Source organism: Oxalicibacterium faecigallinarum, from assembly GCF_014635705.1.
Classification (GTDB): domain Bacteria; phylum Pseudomonadota; class Gammaproteobacteria; order Burkholderiales; family Burkholderiaceae_D; genus Oxalicibacterium; species Oxalicibacterium faecigallinarum.
This window is the reverse complement of sequence record NZ_BMDI01000002.1, coordinates 1-14,942: the sequence shown is the minus strand read 5'-3', so window position 1 is coordinate 14,942 and position 14,942 is coordinate 1. Positions and strand designations below refer to the sequence as shown.

Sequence of the window (14,942 nt, the reverse complement as noted above, 5' to 3'; positions counted from 1 at the left end):
AAAATGCAATGCTTACGAGCAGCACAATGTCTTTCCTATGATGCCAGAGCGCGCATTCGGTTCGTCTCGTCGCCCGACGTCAAGGCATCATGTTGCCACAAGCCGTTAGATTGGCGCACACAAAACAAAAGCCAGGCAATTGCCTGGCTTTGCTTGATATCGATACAGGATCGATTATTCGCCGCTGTTGTCTTCCACAGCTTCGGTGTTTTCTGGACGATCGACCAGTTCAACGAATGCCATCGGTGCGTTATCGCCAACGCGGAAACCCATTTTCAGGATACGCAGGTAGCCGCCATTGCGGTTTGCATAACGTGGGCCCAGTTCCGAGAACAATTTGCCGACGATTTCACGATCACGCAGGCGGTTGAATGCCAGGCGCTTGTTCGCCAGCGTATCGGTTTTACCGAGGGTCAGGATAGGCTCGACAACGCGGCGCAGTTCCTTTGCCTTTGGCAGTGTGGTTTTGATCGCTTCATGACGCAGCAGGGAAACGGTCATGTTGCGGAGCATCGCGAGGCGGTGCGAAGAAGTACGGTTCAGCTTGCGAAGGCCGTGACGGTGACGCATGGTATTTCCTTTCAGTTAGTTTGAATCCAGTTCTTCTATCGTCACAATAAGTGACGCGGACCGGTAGAAATCGAATTATACAGACAGAGACAACAAACACGGCGTCCGCCAAGCGAACGCCGTGGGTTACAGCAATTACTTCTCGAGACCGGCTGGTGGCCAATTTTCCAACTTCATGCCCAGCGTCAGACCACGGGATGCCAGCACTTCCTTGATTTCGTTCAGGGATTTGCGGCCGAGGTTTGGCGTTTTGAGCAGTTCGTTTTCGGTGCGCTGGATCAGATCGCCGATGTAGTAGATATTTTCGGCTTTCAGGCAGTTTGCCGAACGGACGGTCAGTTCCAGATCGTCGACCGGACGCAGCAGGATTGGATCAACCGCAGGAGCACGCGATGGTGCATCTGCAGGTGCTTCCGTACCTTCCAGCGCAGCGAAGACGTTCAGCTGATCAACCAGCACGCGCGCCGATTGACGGATCGCTTCTTCCGGCGTGATGACGCCGTTGGTTTCGATATTGATAACCAGCTTGTCCAGATCGGTACGCTGTTCCACACGGGCGGATTCAACAGCATACGAAACGCGACGGACTGGCGAGAACGATGCGTCGAGGATGATGCGACCGATGGTCTTGTTTGCATCTTCCGACAGACGACGGACGTTACCTGGCACATAACCACGGCCTTTTTCAACCTTGATCTGCATGTCCAGCTTGCCGCCAGCAGTCAGGTGAGCAATCACGTGATCCGGATTGATCAGTTCAACGTCGTGTGGCAATTCGATATCGGATGCCAACACAGCGCCTTCGCCTTCCTTCTTCAGGATCAGGGTGACGTCGTCACGGTTGTGCAGTTTGAACACGACACCTTTCAGGTTCAACAGCAGATCAACCACGTCTTCCTGTACGCCGTCCAACGACGAATATTCGTGAACAACGCCGGCGATCGTCACTTCGGTTGGTGCATAGCCGACCATCGACGACAGCAGAACGCGGCGCAGCGCATTGCCCAGAGTGTGACCGTAACCACGTTCAAATGGCTCCATCACGACTTTTGCGTGACCGGCACCAAGTGCTTCAACTTCAATAATACGAGGCTTCAACAAGCTGTTTTGCATGAAATGTCCTTTTCAATACCCTCGGCTCATTACACCGATAAGGCTGATGGCATTACGAGAAAAGCCCACCAGAAGGTGGGCCGGGAAAATCGATTAGCGGGAATACAATTCGACGATCAGCGATTCGTTGACGTCTGCAGCGATTTCGCTACGGTCCGGTGCGGACTTGAAGGTGCCTTCCATCTTCTTGGCATCAACCGACACCCACGATGGCAGACCAACTTGCTCAGCCAGCGACAACGATTCAACGATACGCACTTGCTTCTTGGCTTTTTCACGAACGGCAACAACGTCGCCAGCCTTGACTTGGTAAGAAGCGATGTTGACGACGATACCGTTGACGGTCAGTGCCTTGTGCGAAACCAGCTGACGTGCCTCAGCGCGGGTCGAACCGAAACCCATGCGATAAACAACGTTGTCCAGACGTGCTTCGAGCAACTTCAACAGGGTTTCACCGGTGTTGCCTTTACGACGATCTGCTTCAGCGAAGTAACGACGGAACTGACGTTCCAGCACGCCGTACATGCGTTTTACTTTTTGTTTTTCACGCAACTGGTTGCCGTAGTCCGAGGTACGGGCACCCGAGGTGCGGCCGTGCTGACCTGGCTTGGAGTCGAGTTTGCATTTCGAGTCGAGCGAACGACGTGCGCTCTTCAGGAAAAGGTCGGTACCTTCACGACGGGAGAGTTTTGCTTTTGGTCCGATATAACGTGCCACGAGAATTTCCTTTTAAATATATGACGCCCCGAATGAATCTTCTGACGAAAACCAATTCATTAGGCGCTAGTCTGATCAGCCTGCAATCAGACAGTGGGCTTAAGAACAAAACCCGCCAAGGTCATTGGCGGGCGAGATATGCTACAGGAAAACCTGTCGCAGGAACAGCAATTAGATACGACGGCGCTTTGGTGGGCGGCAGCCGTTGTGCGGAACTGGCGTCACGTCCTGGATCTGGGTGATTTTGATACCCAGGTTGTTCAGTGCGCGAACAGCCGATTCACGGCCTGGGCCTGGGCCCTTGATACGCACTTCCAGATTCTTGATGCCGTATTCGATCGCAACTTTGCCAGCAGCTTCAGCGGCAACCTGCGCAGCGAACGGGGTCGACTTACGCGAACCCTTGAAGCCTGCACCACCCGACGTTGCCCACGACAAGGCATTGCCTTGACGATCGGTGATCGTGATGATGGTGTTGTTGAACGAAGCATGCACGTGTGCGATGCCTTCAGCAACGTTCTTTTTTACTTTCTTACGCGCACGTGCTGCTGCAGCGTTGTTGGATGCTTTTGCCATAATTCTTTCCTTGAATCCGACGAGTCAAACTGCGACTGGATTATTTCTTCAGCGATTGAGCTGCCTTACGCGGACCTTTACGGGTACGCGCATTGGTACGGGTACGTTGACCGCGTACTGGCAGACCACGACGATGACGCAGGCCACGATAGCAACCCAGATCCATCAAACGCTTGATGTTCATCGAGAGTTCACGACGCAGATCGCCTTCGACGATGAACTTCGCGATTTCGTCGCGCAGCTTTTCGAGTTCGTTATCGTCCAGATCCTTGACCTTCTTGGTCGTCGGAACGCCCGTGGTGTCGCAGATTTGTTGCGCGCGTGGACGGCCGATACCATAAATTGCGGTCAGACCGATTACGGTATGTTGATGATTGGGTACGTTTACCCCAGCGATACGTGCCATTCGTTATTCCTCAATCAATAACGTTAATTAACCTTGGCGCTGCTTATGGCGCGGTTCGATGCAGATGACGCGAACGACGCCCTTGCGCTTGATGATTTTGCAGTTGCGGCAGATCCGCTTGACTGATGCGAGCACTTTCATGTTTGCCCTCTTCCTTACAGTTCTGATTCGTTTTTAAAATTACTTGGTACGGAATACGATCCGTGCCCGGCTTAAATCATAAGGCGTCAGCTCTACCGTCACCTTGTCACCAGGAAGAATGCGGATGTAGTTCATACGCATTTTTCCGGAGATGTGACCGAGCACTACATGCCCATTTTCCAACTTGACTCTAAATGTTGCATTTGGAAGATTCTCAAGAATCTCACCCTGCATCTGAATAACGTCGTCTTTTGCCATTCGCTTGTCCGTTTTCCTGCGCGCTTAGCGCGTCGGAATACCACCCTTGAAATTTGCCTTGCGGAGCAACGATTCGTACTGCTGAGACATCACGTAGTTCTGTACCTGCGCCATGAAGTCCATCGTCACAACCACAATAATCAGAAGCGAGGTTCCACCGAAGTAGAACGGTACCTTCCAACGTGCAATCAAGAACTCAGGCAACAAGCAAACCAGCGTTATGTAGACCGCACCAGCCAACGTCAAGCGAGTCAGAATCTTGTCGATGTAACGTGCCGTCTGATCACCAGGACGAATACCCGGAACGAAAGCGCCGCTCTTCTTCAAGTTATCTGCCGTTTCTTTGCTATTGAATACCAGCGCGGTATAGAAAAAGCAGAAGAATACAATCGCTGCCGCATACAACAAGGCATGAATCGGTTCGCCGGGCGCCATCGAGGCAGCCAGATCCTTGAGAAAGCGTACTGCAGGATTGCTTGTCTCACCGGATGTAAACCAGCTCGTAATCGTTGCCGGGAACAGAATGATCGACGATGCAAAGATCGGCGGAATCACACCTGCCATATTCAGCTTCAGTGGCAAATGACTGCTTTGACCACCGTAAATCTTGTTACCCACCTGACGCTTGGCATAGTTCACCAGAATCTTGCGCTGACCGCGCTCGATGAACACAACCAGATACGTTACGGCAGCCACCACCACGCAGATCAGAATTGCAGCCAACGCGCTCATCGAACCCGTACGTACCAGCTCAAACAATCCCGCAATCGCGCTTGGCAAGCCAGCAGCGATACCTGCAAAAATGATGATCGAGATACCGTTACCCAAACCGCGTTCGGTGATCTGCTCACCCAGCCACATCAGGAACATCGTGCCGGTAACCAGCGTGATGACCGTTGTGATACGGAATGCCATGCCAGGATCAATCACCAGGCCAATCTGCGATTCCAGCGCAACCGCAATGCCGAGTGCCTGGAACGTTGCCAGCACCAAAGTGCCATAGCGGGTGTACTGCGTAATCTTGCGACGACCGGATTCGCCTTCCTTCTTCAGCGCTTCCAGCTGTGGCGACACAACCGTCATCAGCTGCATGATGATCGATGCCGAGATATACGGCATGATGCCCAGTGCAAAAATCGTGAAACGGGACAAAGCACCACCGGAGAACATGTTGAACATGCCCAGAATGCCGCCCTGATTTTGCTTGAACAACTGCGCCAGCTGCTCCGGATCAATTCCCGGAACAGGGATATGCGCGCCGATACGGAATACGACCAATGCACCAAGCAAGAACCAAAGACGTCCCCACGGAAATCCGCTGGCAGCGCCCTTGGCAAGCTGAGGAGTAGTAGCCAATTATTACTCCCTGATCAGACTACAGATTTACGCAACGGAACCACCGGCTGCTTCGATCGCTGCTTTTGCACCTTTGGTTGCGACCAGACCTTTGAGCGTCACTTTCTTGGTGATCTCGCCGGACAGGATCACGCGCACTGCACGTGCCAATTCGCCAACCAAACCTGCTTGCTTCAATGCGACGATATCGATTTCTGCAACTGGTAATGCTTCCAGATCGGACAAGCGCACTTCTGCTTTGTACGGCGTTGCCAGCGATTTGAAACCGCGTTTAGGCAAACGACGTTGCAGAGGCATCTGACCGCCTTCGAAGCCGACTTTATGGAAGCCGCCCGAACGGGACTTTTGACCTTTGTGACCACGACCGGACGTTTTGCCCAAGCCGGAGCCGATACCGCGACCAACGCGACGCTTGGCGTGCTTTGCGCCGGCTGCTGGTTGAATGGTGTTCAATTCCATGATGTTCTCCGTGTGCGAGCCGAAGCTTACGACACTACTTTCACGAGGTACGATACTTTGTTGATCATGCCGCGCACTGCCGGCGTGTCTTCCAACACCGATACCGAGTTGACGCGACGCAGGCCCAGACCACGAACCGTTGCACGGTGGGTTTCACGCGTGCCGATCAGGCCTTTAACCAGTTTGACTGTGACTGTATTTGCCATTGCGCTCACCTTAGCCCAGGATTTCTTCAACGGATTTGCCACGTTTGGCAGCAATTTCCGATGGCGTATTCATTTTGGACAAACCGTCCAGCGTTGCACGAACCATGTTGTAAGGGTTGGTCGATCCGGTGGATTTCGCCACAACGTTCGTTACACCCATTACTTCAAAGATTGCGCGCATAGGACCGCCCGCGATCACACCGGTACCGTCTTTGGCTGGCAGCATCAGAACGGAAGATGCGCCGTGTTTGCCGGTTACCGTGTGTTGCAGCGTGCCGTTTTTCAAGGTGACTTTAATCATCTTGCGGCGTGCTTCTTCCATTGCCTTTTGCACAGCAACTGGCACTTCTTTCGATTTGCCTTTGCCCATGCCGATACGGCCATCGCCATCACCAACAACAGCCAATGCGGCGAAACCCATGATACGACCACCCTTGACCACTTTGGTCACACGGTTGACCGCGATCATTTTTTCGCGCATGCCATCATCCGGCTTATCGCTTTGCATTTTCGATTGCATTTTTGCCATGACGATTCTTCCTTAGAACTTCAGACCGGCTTCGCGTGCAGCTTCTGCAACTGCCTTGATGCGGCCGTGATAACGGAAACCGGAGCGATCAAACGCGACTTCGGCAACTCCTGCTTTCAACGCTTTCTCTGCAACACGCTTACCGACCAGCGTTGCTGCGGCAACGTTGCCGCCAGCACCGGATTGACCAGCCAGTTCTTTACGAACTTCCGCTTCGAGCGTCGAAGCCGAGGCCAGAACTTTCGAATCCGGACCGATAACCGTAGCGTAAATGTGCAGATTGGTACGATGCACAGCCAGGCGATTCACTTTCAGCTCGGCGATTTTCGCGCGAGTTTGGCGACCGCGGCGCAGACGTGATTGTTTCTTATCCATCGTCAACCCTTACTTCTTCTTGGTTTCTTTGAGAACAACCACTTCATCCGCATAGCGAACACCCTTGCCTTTGTATGGCTCAGGCGCGCGGTAAGCGCGGACTTCGGCTGCAACCTGACCAACACGCTGACGATCGATCCCTTTGATCAGGATCTCGGTTTGCGTTGGCGTTTCAACCTTGACACCCGCTGGCATCTGGTGAACAACCGGATGCGAAAAGCCCAGGGACAGATTCAGCTTGTCGCCTTGTGCTGCAGCACGGTAACCCACGCCAACCAGAGTCAGCTTTTTCTCGAAACCTTTGGTGACGCCGTTAACCATGTTGTTAACCAATGCGCGGATGGTACCGGACATGGCGTTAGCTTCGCGGCTATCATCAGCAGCGCTGACATTCAGCGTGCCGTTGTTGTTTTCGATTTTGACCAGACCGCTCAGAGCTTGCGTCAGCGAGCCCAGCGGACCTTTCACAGTGATTTGCTCTGCGCTGATGGTCGCTTCCGCGCCACTTGGCAGTGCAATCGGCATTTTACCTACACGTGACATCTTGCACTCCTTAGGCGACGTAGCAAATCACTTCACCACCGACACCGGTAGCGCGCGCTTTGCGATCAGTCATGACGCCTTTTGGGGTCGACACAATGGCCACGCCCAAGCCGTTCATGACGTTTGGAATTTCATCCTTGCCTTTGTAGATGCGCAGCCCTGGACGGGACACGCGCTCGAGGCGTTCGATGACTGGACGGCCGGCATAATATTTCAGACCGATTTTCAGTTCGGCTTTGCCTGCGTCTTCCGTCACGGCGAAATCTTCAATGTAACCTTCGTCACGCAAAACATTCGCGATCGCGACTTTGACCTTGGACGATGGCATGGCCACCGAAGTCTTTTGCACGACTTGCGCATTGCGGATACGGGTCAGCATATCGGCGATAGGATCGCTCATACTCATTGCTTATTCTCCTATTACCAGCTGGCTTTAGTCATACCCGGAATCTCGCCACGCATGGCGGTTTCGCGGAGCTTAATACGGCCCAGACCGAACTTGCGGAAAGTGCCACGTGGACGACCGGTCAATGCGCAACGATTACGTTGACGCGTTGGATTCGAGTTACGTGGCAGCGCCTGCAATTTCAGACGTGCTTCGTAACGCTCTTCTTCCGACTTCGATTGGTCATCAATGATTGCCTTCAACTCAGCGCGCTTGCCGGCGTATTTCTTCACCAGGTTTGCACGCTTTTGTTCACGGTTAATCAGCGCCAGTTTTGCCATGGCAACCTCAGTTTCTGAACGGGAATTTAAATGCGGCGAGAAGCGCTTTTGCTTCTTCGTCGGTCTTTGCGGTCGTCGTGATAGAAATGTTCATACCACGCAGCGCATCAATCTTGTCGTACTCGATCTCGGGGAAAATGATCTGCTCTTTCACACCGATGTTGTAGTTACCACGACCATCGAATGCCTTGCCCGACACGCCACGGAAATCGCGCACGCGAGGCAGCGCAACCGTAACCAGACGATCAAGGAATTCATACATCTGCGCACCGCGCAAGGTAACCATGCAACCGATTGGGTAACCTTCACGGATTTTAAAACCCGCGATTGCTTTACGCGCCTTGGTCACGACCGGCTTTTGGCCAGCGATCTTGGTCAGATCACCAACTGCATGCTCGATTACTTTTTTGTCAGCAACTGCTTCCGACAGACCCATGTTCAGGGTGATCTTCAACAGACGCGGCACTTCCATCGGCGACTTGTACGCGAACTTCGACGTCAGGTCGGCAACGACTTTTTCTTTATAGAATTCTTGGAGACGGGCCATGATCTCTTAACCCTTTACAACTTCGCCGTTCGACTTGAAAACGCGGACTTTTTTACCGTCCACATCTTTGAAGCCAACGCGATCTGCCTTGCCGGTTGCCGCATTAAACAATGCAACGTTCGACACATGAATTGGCATCAACTTATCGACGATGCCGCCGGTTGCACCCGTCATCGGATTAGGCTTGGTCGCTTTTTTAGCAACATTCACGCCTTCGACAACCAGGTAATTAGCGTCCACACGACGCTGCACGACACCGCGCTTACCTTTATCTTTGCCGGTCAGCACAATGACTTCGTCGCTTTTACGAATCTTATCCATCACGACTCCTTACAGAACTTCAGGCGCGAGAGAAACGATTTTCATGAAGCGCTCGGTGCGCAGCTCACGTGTAACCGGTCCAAAAATACGCGTACCAATTGGCTCCAGCTTTGCATTCAGCAAAACTGCCGCATTGCCGTCGAACTTGACCAGCGAGCCATCTTGACGACGAACACCTTTGGCAGTACGCACAACAACTGCGTTATAGATTTCGCCCTTTTTCACGCGACCACGTGGCGCAGCAACCTTGACCGTGACCTTGATCACATCACCGATGCTTGCATAACGACGCTTGGAGCCGCCGAGCACCTTGATGCACAGGACTTCACGAGCGCCCGTGTTGTCGGCTACTTCGAGCCGGCTTTCAGTTTGAATCATAGTATTTTCTTTCCCAACTTAACCCGCTTTGCGCACGATGCGTCGTCGCGGTCAGTCTTGGTCTCGGCAACCCGCAGACGGGCTGATGAGGTGGACGTTTTTCAAAACTTCGATTAGTACAACTCTTCGGCACTAACTTTACTGCTTTTCCTGCGATATTTTGCAGGAACGAAGCCCGCCATTATGTACGACAAACGGCGGGCTTGCAACAACTAATTAAACTACTTGTGCAACCTGTACAACACGAGTCACGGTCCAAGCCTTGGTTTTGGAAATCGGACGACCTTCTTGAATTTCGACGGTGTCGCCTTCCTTGGCCTGATTTGCCTCGTCATGTGCGTGATACTTGTTCGAACGCACGATGATCTTGCCATACAGCGGATGCTTGACGTGACGCTCGATCAGCACGGTGACGGTTTTATCCATCTTGTCGGAGACAACCTTGCCAATCAACGTACGCTTGAGCGCTTGTTTTGCCTGATCGTTCATTATTTGGCGTCCTTCTGGTTGATAACCGTTTTGACACGTGCGATGTCGCGACGTACCTTCTTCAACTGGGCGGTGTTGCTCAATTGCTGGGTTGCGATCTGCATACGCAGACCGAACTGCGCCTTGAGCAGATCGTTCAGTTCCTTGGTCAAAGCCGCTTGGTCTTTGTCTTTCAGTTCAGATGCTTTCATGTTAGCCCCTTATTATTGGCCGACTTGACGGACAACGAACGTGGTAGGCAAAGGCAGCTTCGCTGCAGCCAAGCGGAACGCTTCACGCGCCAAGCTTTCATCCACACCATCCATCTCGTACAACATTTTGCCTGGACGAATCTCGGCAACGTAGTATTCCGGATTACCTTTACCGTTACCCATACGGACTTCAGCAGGTTTATTCGAAATTGGCTTATCCGGGAAAATACGGATCCAGATACGGCCGCCACGTTTGATGTGACGCGTCATCGCACGACGTGCAGCTTCAATCTGACGTGCGGTGATACGACCACGGCCAACTGCTTTCAGACCGAATTCGCCGAACGACACAGCGGTGCCGGTGCCATGCGAAATACCGGTATTACGGCCTTTTTGCTCTTTACGATATTTTCTGCGTGCTGGTTGCAGCATGATTATTCTCCTGCTTTCTCAGCCGTTGCGCCTTCAGCGTCCGGCTTCTTGGCACGAACACGCTTGGCAGCAGGAGCAGCACCTGGCGCTGCGCCTTCTGGACGTGCAGTACGTGGACGGCTTGGCTTGCCATCGTCACGACGTGGGCCACGACGTTTCTTGTCATCATCAGCTGCAACATCAACGACTGGAGCTTCGCCGCTTGCGAGGCGATCGCCTTTGTAAACCCAGACCTTGATACCGATGATGCCGTAGGTGGTTTCTGCTTCGCCAAAACCGTAGTCGATATCTGCGCGCAGGGTGTGCAGAGGCACACGACCTTCACGATACCACTCGGTACGGGCGATCTCGATACCGTTCAGACGACCGGACGACATGATCTTGATACCTTGCGCGCCCAGACGCATCGCGTTCTGCATCGCGCGCTTCATGGCGCGGCGGAACATGATACGTTTTTCGAGCTGTTGCGCGATCGAATCGGCGATCAGTTGCGCATCGGTTTCCGGCTTGCGGATCTCTTCGATGTTGACGTGCACCGGCACGCCCATCATCTTGGTCAGCGCCGACTTCAACACTTCGATGTCTTCGCCTTTTTTACCAATCACAACACCTGGACGCGAGCTGTAAATCGTGATGCGCGCGTTCTTGGCAGGACGCTCGATAACGACGCGACCAACAGATGCGTTTTTCAGTTTCTTTTTCAGGTAAGCACGAACCTTGAGGTCTTCAGCAAGCATGCTGGCAAAGTTGCCATTGCCAGCGTACCAGCGCGAACCCCAGTTACGCGTAACCGCGAGGCGGAAACCGGTTGGATGAATCTTCTGTCCCATCGCGACTCCTTAGTTACCGACAGTCACGTAGATGTGACAGGATTGTTTAGAGATGCGATCACCACGACCTTTTGCACGCGCGGTAAAGCGCTTGAGGATCGGGCCCTTTTCGACGTAGATCGTTTTCACGATCAGTTCGTCGATATCAGCACCGTCATTGTGCTCTGCGTTAGCGATAGCGGATTCCAGCACCTTCTTGACAATCGCAGCGCCTTTTTTAGGGCTGAACTGCAAAATGTTCAAAGCTGCATCGACTTTCTTGCCGCGAATCAGATCGGCGATCAAGCGACCTTTCTGATCCGACAGGCGCACGCCTTTGAGGATAGCTTTAGTTTCCATTATTTCTTAGCCTTCTTGTCAGCAGCGTGGCCCTTGAACGTACGGGTCAGCGCGAATTCGCCAAGCTTGTGACCAACCATGTTCTCGGAAACATACACCGGCACGTGTTGCTTGCCGTTATGCACCGCGATCGTCAGGCCGATGAAGTCAGGCATGATGGTCGAACGACGGGACCAGGTTTTGATTGGCTTTTTGTCTTTGGTCGCTTGCGCGGCTTCGACTTTTTTCACCAGGTGGGCATCGCAAAACGGCCCTTTTTTCAATGAACGTGTCATGTCTTATCCCTTATTTCTTGCCGCGGCGCGAGACGATCATGGAAGTCGTACGCTTGTTGCTGCGCGTCTTCTTGCCTTTGGTCTGCTGGCCCCACGGAGATACTGGGTGACGACCTGCCGCCGTTTTACCTTCACCACCACCATGTGGGTGATCAACAGGGTTCATGACCACACCGCGAACGGTAGGACGAACACCGCGCCAGCGCATTGCACCAGCCTTACCGATTTTACGCAGGCTGTGCTCGGCGTTACCGACTTCACCAACCGTTGCACGGCATTCAACGTGGATGCGACGCACTTCACCCGAACGCAGACGAACCTGAGCGTAGGTACCTTCACGCGCCATCAACACAACGCCAGCACCTGCAGTACGGGCGATTTGCGCGCCTTTGCCAGGCAGCATTTCGATGCAGTGAATGGTCGTACCAACAGGAATGTTGCGAATTGGCAGTGCATTACCTGGTTTGATCGGCGCTTCCGAACCGCTCAACAGTTGATCGCCAACCGCCAAACCTTTGGTTGCGATGATGTAACGACGCTCACCATCCGCGTACAACAGCAACGCAATGTTTGCCGTGCGGTTTGGATCGTATTCGATACGCTCCACTTTCGCAGGAATGCCATCCTTGTTGCGTTTGAAATCGATCACGCGATAGTGATGCTTGTGACCACCACCGATATGGCGGGTGGTGATATGGCCGTTGTTGTTACGACCGGCCGTTTTCGATTTCTTTTCGAGCAAGCCTGCAAATGGGCGGCCTTTGTACAGATCGTTATTAACGACCTTGACCATGCCACGACGACCAGGCGAGGTCGGCTTGACTTTAACGAGTGCCATTATTTAGCCTCCTCGGTGAAATTGATTTCCTGGCCAGGCTTGAGGCTCACGAAAGCACGACGGGTGTGGTTACGACGACCACTGAAACGACCCGAGCGCTTTTGCTTACCTTGGCGGTTTGCAACTTGCACAGATTCAACTTCAACCTTGAACAGCAGTTCGACCGCAGCCTTGACTTCCAGCTTAGTTGCATCCGGCATGACGAGGAAAACGACTTGTTCGTTTTTCTCGGCAACAAACGTTGCCTTCTCGGAAATGACCGGCGCCAGCAGCACTTTCATCAAGCGCTCTTCGCTAAATTTCTGAATCGCGCTCATGCCAGCATCTCCTCAATCTTGGCCAATGCCGGTTTCGTGATCAGCACTTTCTTGAAGAACACGAGCGAAACAGGATCAGCGTGACGCGGCTCGCAAACCAGCACGTTCGGCAGGTTGCGGGACGCCAACAACAGGTTTTCATCCAGGTTGTCGGTGATGACCAACACGGAATCCAGACCCATACCTTTCAGTTTTTGCGACAAGAGCTTGGTCTTTGGCGCTTCTACCGACAGGTCTTCGATGACGGAGAGACGGTCTTCGCGAGCCAGTTGCGAGAGAATCGAGCAGACACCTGCGCGATACATCTTCTTGTTGACTTTGTGCGAGAAGTTTTCGTCAGGCGAGTTCGGGAAAATACGACCACCACCGCGCCACAGAGGCGACGACGACATACCGGCACGAGCACGACCCGTACCTTTTTGACGCCATGGTTTTTTTGTCGTGTGGTGAACTTCCTCACGATCCTTCTGCTTGCGATTACCGCTGCGAGCATTGGCTTGATAGGCAACAACGATCTGATGGATCAGCGCTTCGTTGTAGTCGCGACCGAAAATGGTATCCGGCGCAGCAACGTTCGATGCAGCTTGACCTTGATCATTCAGGAGCTTGAGTTCCATGAATTAAGCCCCCTTCTTTGCTTTGACTTTAACAGCCGGCGATACAACAACCTGACCGTTTTTCGCACCAGGAACAGCGCCTTTAACCAACAGCAACTGACGCTCAGCGTCAATGCGTGCGATTTCGAGGTTTTGCGTGGTGCAGGTGACATCACCCAGATGACCCGTCATGCGCTTACCAGGAAAAACACGACCCGGATCCTGCGCCATACCGATGGAGCCTGGAACATTGTGGGAGCGCGAGTTACCGTGCGTTTGCCGACCGGAAGCGAAGTTGTAACGCTTGATGGTACCGGCATAGCCTTTACCGATCGACACGCCTTGCACGTCGACCTTCTGACCGACTTCGAACAAGCTGACTGGCAGAACATCACCAACCTTCAACTCGGAAGCAGCGTCAGCAGCGATACGGAATTCTTTGAGCATCGTGCCAGCTTCGACACCTGCCTTGGCGAAATGCCCGGCAGCAGCCTTGTTGACACGGGACGCACGGCGGGAGCCGAATGCGACCTGGACAGCCGAATAACCATCGGTGTCAGGCGTTTTGATTTGCGTCACACGGTTGTTTGACACGTCGAGCACGGTCACAGGGATCGAATCCCCGTCATCCGTGAAGATGCGCATCATACCAACCTTGCGACCCAAGAGGCCTTGGTTTTGGTTCATTTTTTCTCCATTCCCACCTACGATTGGGCGGGGCTGATGTATTTGAAACTACAGGAACTGCAAGCGCCGCAAGGACTCCAAAAACGGAATCCTTGACGAAGCCGAAAATTATAACGCGGGAATCAAGCTCTTACAACCAACAATCAGAAACTTGTTGTTTCCGCGCTGAAAACGCCTGCGTTGCCTTTCGGCCATGCAGGCATTGTCAATTACTGCAATTTGATTTCGACGTCGACGCCAGCTGGCAGATCGAGTTTCATCAAAGCGTCAACAGTCTTGTCGGTTGGATCAACGATATCCATCAGGCGAACGTGCGTGCGGATTTCGAACTGATCGCGCGAAGTCTTGTTGACGTGCGGCGAACGCAGAACGTCGTAACGCTGAATGCGGGTTGGCAGAGGAACAGGGCCCTTGACAACAGCGCCGGTACGCTTGGCGGTATCAACGATTTCGAGTGCCGACTGATCGATCAGACGGTAGTCGAATGCTTTCAGGCGGATACGGATTTTCTGGTTTGGAGCAGACTTTGGTGCGGTCGACATGTTTATTCCTTAAAAGAGCGAACCGCGAGCGCGTTGCTCGCGGCAATAAAGTGCGGCATTGCTGCCGCCTTGCAAATCGAATTACTCGATGATCTTGGCCACAACACCAGCGCCGACGGTACGACCGCCTTCACGGATTGCGAAACGCAGACCTTCTTCCATTGCGATCGGGTTGATCAGCTGAA

The 14,942-nt window shown here is 53.1% G+C and carries 30 protein-coding genes; all 30 read right to left on the bottom strand.

Annotated elements, in window-relative coordinates; genetic code table 11:
• Positions 1 to 174 precede the first annotated feature (174 nt).
• Entirely contained in the window at positions 175 to 570 is a 396-nt protein-coding gene (gene rplQ, locus IEV29_RS10040) for a 50S ribosomal protein L17 (RefSeq protein WP_188381179.1), read from the bottom strand.
• 135 nt (positions 571 to 705) lie between these two features.
• The gene (locus tag IEV29_RS10035) at positions 706 to 1,683 is read right to left on the bottom strand and encodes a DNA-directed RNA polymerase subunit alpha (protein ID WP_188381178.1); all 978 of its coding nucleotides are present in this window, start codon (positions 1,681 to 1,683) and stop codon (positions 706 to 708) included.
• 93 nt (positions 1,684 to 1,776) lie between these two features.
• Entirely contained in the window at positions 1,777 to 2,400 is a 624-nt protein-coding gene (rpsD, locus tag IEV29_RS10030; protein ID WP_188381177.1) for a 30S ribosomal protein S4, read from the bottom strand.
• A gap of 171 nt (positions 2,401 to 2,571) precedes the next feature.
• Positions 2,572 to 2,976 carry a 30S ribosomal protein S11 gene (gene rpsK, locus IEV29_RS10025; RefSeq protein WP_188381176.1) on the bottom strand — a complete coding sequence of 135 codons (405 nt, stop codon included), beginning with the start codon at positions 2,974 to 2,976 and terminating at the stop codon, positions 2,572 to 2,574.
• 40 nt (positions 2,977 to 3,016) lie between these two features.
• The gene (gene rpsM / locus IEV29_RS10020) at positions 3,017 to 3,382 is read right to left on the bottom strand and encodes a 30S ribosomal protein S13 (protein WP_188381175.1); all 366 of its coding nucleotides are present in this window, start codon (positions 3,380 to 3,382) and stop codon (positions 3,017 to 3,019) included.
• A 27-nt stretch (positions 3,383 to 3,409) separates the two neighbouring features.
• Positions 3,410 to 3,523 carry a 50S ribosomal protein L36 gene (gene rpmJ / locus IEV29_RS10015; protein ID WP_012081231.1) on the bottom strand — a complete coding sequence of 38 codons (114 nt, stop codon included), beginning with the start codon at positions 3,521 to 3,523 and terminating at the stop codon, positions 3,410 to 3,412.
• A 39-nt stretch (positions 3,524 to 3,562) separates the two neighbouring features.
• Positions 3,563 to 3,781 (bottom strand): translation initiation factor IF-1, encoded by a 219-nt coding sequence (gene infA, locus IEV29_RS10010; RefSeq protein ID WP_005663428.1) that lies wholly within the window; start codon positions 3,779 to 3,781, stop codon positions 3,563 to 3,565.
• Between the two features lie 24 nt (positions 3,782 to 3,805).
• On the bottom strand, positions 3,806 to 5,137 hold the full coding sequence (gene secY, locus IEV29_RS10005) for a preprotein translocase subunit SecY (RefSeq protein ID WP_188381174.1): 1,332 nt from the start codon (positions 5,135 to 5,137) through the stop codon (positions 3,806 to 3,808).
• Between the two features lie 27 nt (positions 5,138 to 5,164).
• Positions 5,165 to 5,596: a 50S ribosomal protein L15 gene (rplO, locus tag IEV29_RS10000; protein ID WP_188381173.1), complete on the bottom strand. Its 432-nt coding sequence runs from the start codon at positions 5,594 to 5,596 to the stop codon at positions 5,165 to 5,167.
• 26 nt (positions 5,597 to 5,622) lie between these two features.
• Entirely contained in the window at positions 5,623 to 5,802 is a 180-nt protein-coding gene (gene rpmD, locus IEV29_RS09995; protein ID WP_229726341.1) for a 50S ribosomal protein L30, read from the bottom strand.
• Between the two features lie 10 nt (positions 5,803 to 5,812).
• Positions 5,813 to 6,331 carry a 30S ribosomal protein S5 gene (gene rpsE / locus IEV29_RS09990; protein ID WP_188381171.1) on the bottom strand — a complete coding sequence of 173 codons (519 nt, stop codon included), beginning with the start codon at positions 6,329 to 6,331 and terminating at the stop codon, positions 5,813 to 5,815.
• Positions 6,332 to 6,343: 12 nt separating this feature from the next.
• Positions 6,344 to 6,706, bottom strand: coding sequence for a 50S ribosomal protein L18 (rplR, locus tag IEV29_RS09985; protein WP_188381170.1), 363 nt, complete (start codon positions 6,704 to 6,706; stop codon positions 6,344 to 6,346).
• Between the two features lie 9 nt (positions 6,707 to 6,715).
• Positions 6,716 to 7,249, bottom strand: a complete 534-nt coding sequence (gene rplF, locus IEV29_RS09980; protein WP_188381169.1) for a 50S ribosomal protein L6 — start codon at positions 7,247 to 7,249, stop codon at positions 6,716 to 6,718.
• Between the two features lie 10 nt (positions 7,250 to 7,259).
• A complete protein-coding gene (gene rpsH, locus IEV29_RS09975; protein WP_188381168.1) occupies positions 7,260 to 7,655 on the bottom strand; it encodes a 30S ribosomal protein S8 in 396 nt (131 codons plus the stop codon).
• 14 nt (positions 7,656 to 7,669) lie between these two features.
• Complete coding sequence (rpsN, locus tag IEV29_RS09970; RefSeq protein ID WP_188381167.1) at positions 7,670 to 7,975, bottom strand: 30S ribosomal protein S14; 306 nt, start codon at positions 7,973 to 7,975, stop codon at positions 7,670 to 7,672.
• Positions 7,976 to 7,982: 7 nt separating this feature from the next.
• The gene (gene rplE, locus IEV29_RS09965; protein WP_188381166.1) at positions 7,983 to 8,522 is read right to left on the bottom strand and encodes a 50S ribosomal protein L5; all 540 of its coding nucleotides are present in this window, start codon (positions 8,520 to 8,522) and stop codon (positions 7,983 to 7,985) included.
• Between the two features lie 6 nt (positions 8,523 to 8,528).
• A complete protein-coding gene (gene rplX / locus IEV29_RS09960) occupies positions 8,529 to 8,843 on the bottom strand; it encodes a 50S ribosomal protein L24 (RefSeq protein ID WP_188381165.1) in 315 nt (104 codons plus the stop codon).
• A gap of 9 nt (positions 8,844 to 8,852) precedes the next feature.
• Positions 8,853 to 9,221, bottom strand: a complete 369-nt coding sequence (rplN, locus tag IEV29_RS09955; RefSeq protein WP_188381164.1) for a 50S ribosomal protein L14 — start codon at positions 9,219 to 9,221, stop codon at positions 8,853 to 8,855.
• A 216-nt stretch (positions 9,222 to 9,437) separates the two neighbouring features.
• Positions 9,438 to 9,710, bottom strand: coding sequence for a 30S ribosomal protein S17 (rpsQ, locus tag IEV29_RS09950; RefSeq protein ID WP_188381163.1), 273 nt, complete (start codon positions 9,708 to 9,710; stop codon positions 9,438 to 9,440).
• Positions 9,710 to 9,901, bottom strand: a complete 192-nt coding sequence (gene rpmC, locus IEV29_RS09945) for a 50S ribosomal protein L29 (protein ID WP_188381162.1) — start codon at positions 9,899 to 9,901, stop codon at positions 9,710 to 9,712. The genes rpsQ and rpmC overlap by 1 nt, the downstream gene beginning before the upstream one ends.
• Positions 9,902 to 9,913: 12 nt before the next feature.
• Complete coding sequence (gene rplP / locus IEV29_RS09940; RefSeq protein WP_188381161.1) at positions 9,914 to 10,333, bottom strand: 50S ribosomal protein L16; 420 nt, start codon at positions 10,331 to 10,333, stop codon at positions 9,914 to 9,916.
• A 2-nt stretch (positions 10,334 to 10,335) separates the two neighbouring features.
• Complete coding sequence (gene rpsC / locus IEV29_RS09935; RefSeq protein WP_188381160.1) at positions 10,336 to 11,163, bottom strand: 30S ribosomal protein S3; 828 nt, start codon at positions 11,161 to 11,163, stop codon at positions 10,336 to 10,338.
• 9 nt (positions 11,164 to 11,172) lie between these two features.
• Positions 11,173 to 11,505, bottom strand: coding sequence for a 50S ribosomal protein L22 (gene rplV / locus IEV29_RS09930; RefSeq protein ID WP_188381800.1), 333 nt, complete (start codon positions 11,503 to 11,505; stop codon positions 11,173 to 11,175).
• Positions 11,502 to 11,777: a 30S ribosomal protein S19 gene (gene rpsS / locus IEV29_RS09925; protein WP_007875308.1), complete on the bottom strand. Its 276-nt coding sequence runs from the start codon at positions 11,775 to 11,777 to the stop codon at positions 11,502 to 11,504. The genes rplV and rpsS overlap by 4 nt, the downstream gene beginning before the upstream one ends.
• Before the next feature lie 10 nt (positions 11,778 to 11,787).
• Complete coding sequence (gene rplB, locus IEV29_RS09920; protein WP_188381159.1) at positions 11,788 to 12,615, bottom strand: 50S ribosomal protein L2; 828 nt, start codon at positions 12,613 to 12,615, stop codon at positions 11,788 to 11,790.
• On the bottom strand, positions 12,615 to 12,932 hold the full coding sequence (gene rplW, locus IEV29_RS09915) for a 50S ribosomal protein L23 (protein ID WP_188381158.1): 318 nt from the start codon (positions 12,930 to 12,932) through the stop codon (positions 12,615 to 12,617). The genes rplB and rplW overlap by 1 nt, the downstream gene beginning before the upstream one ends.
• On the bottom strand, positions 12,929 to 13,549 hold the full coding sequence (rplD, locus tag IEV29_RS09910; RefSeq protein WP_188381157.1) for a 50S ribosomal protein L4: 621 nt from the start codon (positions 13,547 to 13,549) through the stop codon (positions 12,929 to 12,931). Before rplD ends, rplW begins: the two co-directional genes overlap by 4 nt.
• A gap of 3 nt (positions 13,550 to 13,552) precedes the next feature.
• Positions 13,553 to 14,215 (bottom strand): 50S ribosomal protein L3, encoded by a 663-nt coding sequence (gene rplC / locus IEV29_RS09905; RefSeq protein ID WP_188381156.1) that lies wholly within the window; start codon positions 14,213 to 14,215, stop codon positions 13,553 to 13,555.
• Positions 14,216 to 14,424: 209 nt separating this feature from the next.
• Positions 14,425 to 14,757 carry a 30S ribosomal protein S10 gene (gene rpsJ, locus IEV29_RS09900; protein ID WP_188381155.1) on the bottom strand — a complete coding sequence of 111 codons (333 nt, stop codon included), beginning with the start codon at positions 14,755 to 14,757 and terminating at the stop codon, positions 14,425 to 14,427.
• 81 nt (positions 14,758 to 14,838) lie between these two features.
• The coding region (locus tag IEV29_RS09895; protein ID WP_507763460.1) for an EF-Tu C-terminal domain-related protein at positions 14,839 to 14,942 on the bottom strand (104 nt) is incomplete at its 5' end.

What these genes read in the sequence shown, in the direction of transcription:
- rplQ (WP_188381179.1), bottom strand. Translation starts at nt 570, where the DNA reads ATGCGTCACCGTCACGGCCTTCGCAAGCTGAACCGTACTTCTTCGCAC.
- IEV29_RS10035 (WP_188381178.1), bottom strand. Translation starts at nt 1,683, where the DNA reads ATGCAAAACAGCTTGTTGAAGCCTCGTATTATTGAAGTTGAAGCACTT.
- rpsK (WP_188381176.1), bottom strand. Translation starts at nt 2,976, where the DNA reads ATGGCAAAAGCATCCAACAACGCTGCAGCAGCACGTGCGCGTAAGAAA.
- rpsM (WP_188381175.1), bottom strand. Translation starts at nt 3,382, where the DNA reads ATGGCACGTATCGCTGGGGTAAACGTACCCAATCATCAACATACCGTA.
- rpmJ (WP_012081231.1), bottom strand. Translation starts at nt 3,523, where the DNA reads ATGAAAGTGCTCGCATCAGTCAAGCGGATCTGCCGCAACTGCAAAATC.
- infA (WP_005663428.1), bottom strand. Translation starts at nt 3,781, where the DNA reads ATGGCAAAAGACGACGTTATTCAGATGCAGGGTGAGATTCTTGAGAAT.
- rplO (WP_188381173.1), bottom strand. Translation starts at nt 5,596, where the DNA reads ATGGAATTGAACACCATTCAACCAGCAGCCGGCGCAAAGCACGCCAAG.
- rpmD (WP_229726341.1), bottom strand. Translation starts at nt 5,802, where the DNA reads ATGGCAAATACAGTCACAGTCAAACTGGTTAAAGGCCTGATCGGCACG.
- rpsE (WP_188381171.1), bottom strand. Translation starts at nt 6,331, where the DNA reads ATGGCAAAAATGCAATCGAAAATGCAAAGCGATAAGCCGGATGATGGC.
- rplR (WP_188381170.1), bottom strand. Translation starts at nt 6,706, where the DNA reads ATGGATAAGAAACAATCACGTCTGCGCCGCGGTCGCCAAACTCGCGCG.
- rplF (WP_188381169.1), bottom strand. Translation starts at nt 7,249, where the DNA reads ATGTCACGTGTAGGTAAAATGCCGATTGCACTGCCAAGTGGCGCGGAA.
- rpsH (WP_188381168.1), bottom strand. Translation starts at nt 7,655, where the DNA reads ATGAGTATGAGCGATCCTATCGCCGATATGCTGACCCGTATCCGCAAT.
- rpsN (WP_188381167.1), bottom strand. Translation starts at nt 7,975, where the DNA reads ATGGCAAAACTGGCGCTGATTAACCGTGAACAAAAGCGTGCAAACCTG.
- rplE (WP_188381166.1), bottom strand. Translation starts at nt 8,522, where the DNA reads ATGGCCCGTCTCCAAGAATTCTATAAAGAAAAAGTCGTTGCCGACCTG.
- rplX (WP_188381165.1), bottom strand. Translation starts at nt 8,843, where the DNA reads ATGGATAAGATTCGTAAAAGCGACGAAGTCATTGTGCTGACCGGCAAA.
- rplN (WP_188381164.1), bottom strand. Translation starts at nt 9,221, where the DNA reads ATGATTCAAACTGAAAGCCGGCTCGAAGTAGCCGACAACACGGGCGCT.
- rpsQ (WP_188381163.1), bottom strand. Translation starts at nt 9,710, where the DNA reads ATGAACGATCAGGCAAAACAAGCGCTCAAGCGTACGTTGATTGGCAAG.
- rpmC (WP_188381162.1), bottom strand. Translation starts at nt 9,901, where the DNA reads ATGAAAGCATCTGAACTGAAAGACAAAGACCAAGCGGCTTTGACCAAG.
- rplP (WP_188381161.1), bottom strand. Translation starts at nt 10,333, where the DNA reads ATGCTGCAACCAGCACGCAGAAAATATCGTAAAGAGCAAAAAGGCCGT.
- rpsC (WP_188381160.1), bottom strand. Translation starts at nt 11,163, where the DNA reads ATGGGACAGAAGATTCATCCAACCGGTTTCCGCCTCGCGGTTACGCGT.
- rpsS (WP_007875308.1), bottom strand. Translation starts at nt 11,777, where the DNA reads ATGACACGTTCATTGAAAAAAGGGCCGTTTTGCGATGCCCACCTGGTG.
- rplB (WP_188381159.1), bottom strand. Translation starts at nt 12,615, where the DNA reads ATGGCACTCGTTAAAGTCAAGCCGACCTCGCCTGGTCGTCGTGGCATG.
- rplW (WP_188381158.1), bottom strand. Translation starts at nt 12,932, where the DNA reads ATGAGCGCGATTCAGAAATTTAGCGAAGAGCGCTTGATGAAAGTGCTG.
- rplD (WP_188381157.1), bottom strand. Translation starts at nt 13,549, where the DNA reads ATGGAACTCAAGCTCCTGAATGATCAAGGTCAAGCTGCATCGAACGTT.
- rplC (WP_188381156.1), bottom strand. Translation starts at nt 14,215, where the DNA reads ATGAACCAAAACCAAGGCCTCTTGGGTCGCAAGGTTGGTATGATGCGC.
- rpsJ (WP_188381155.1), bottom strand. Translation starts at nt 14,757, where the DNA reads ATGTCGACCGCACCAAAGTCTGCTCCAAACCAGAAAATCCGTATCCGC.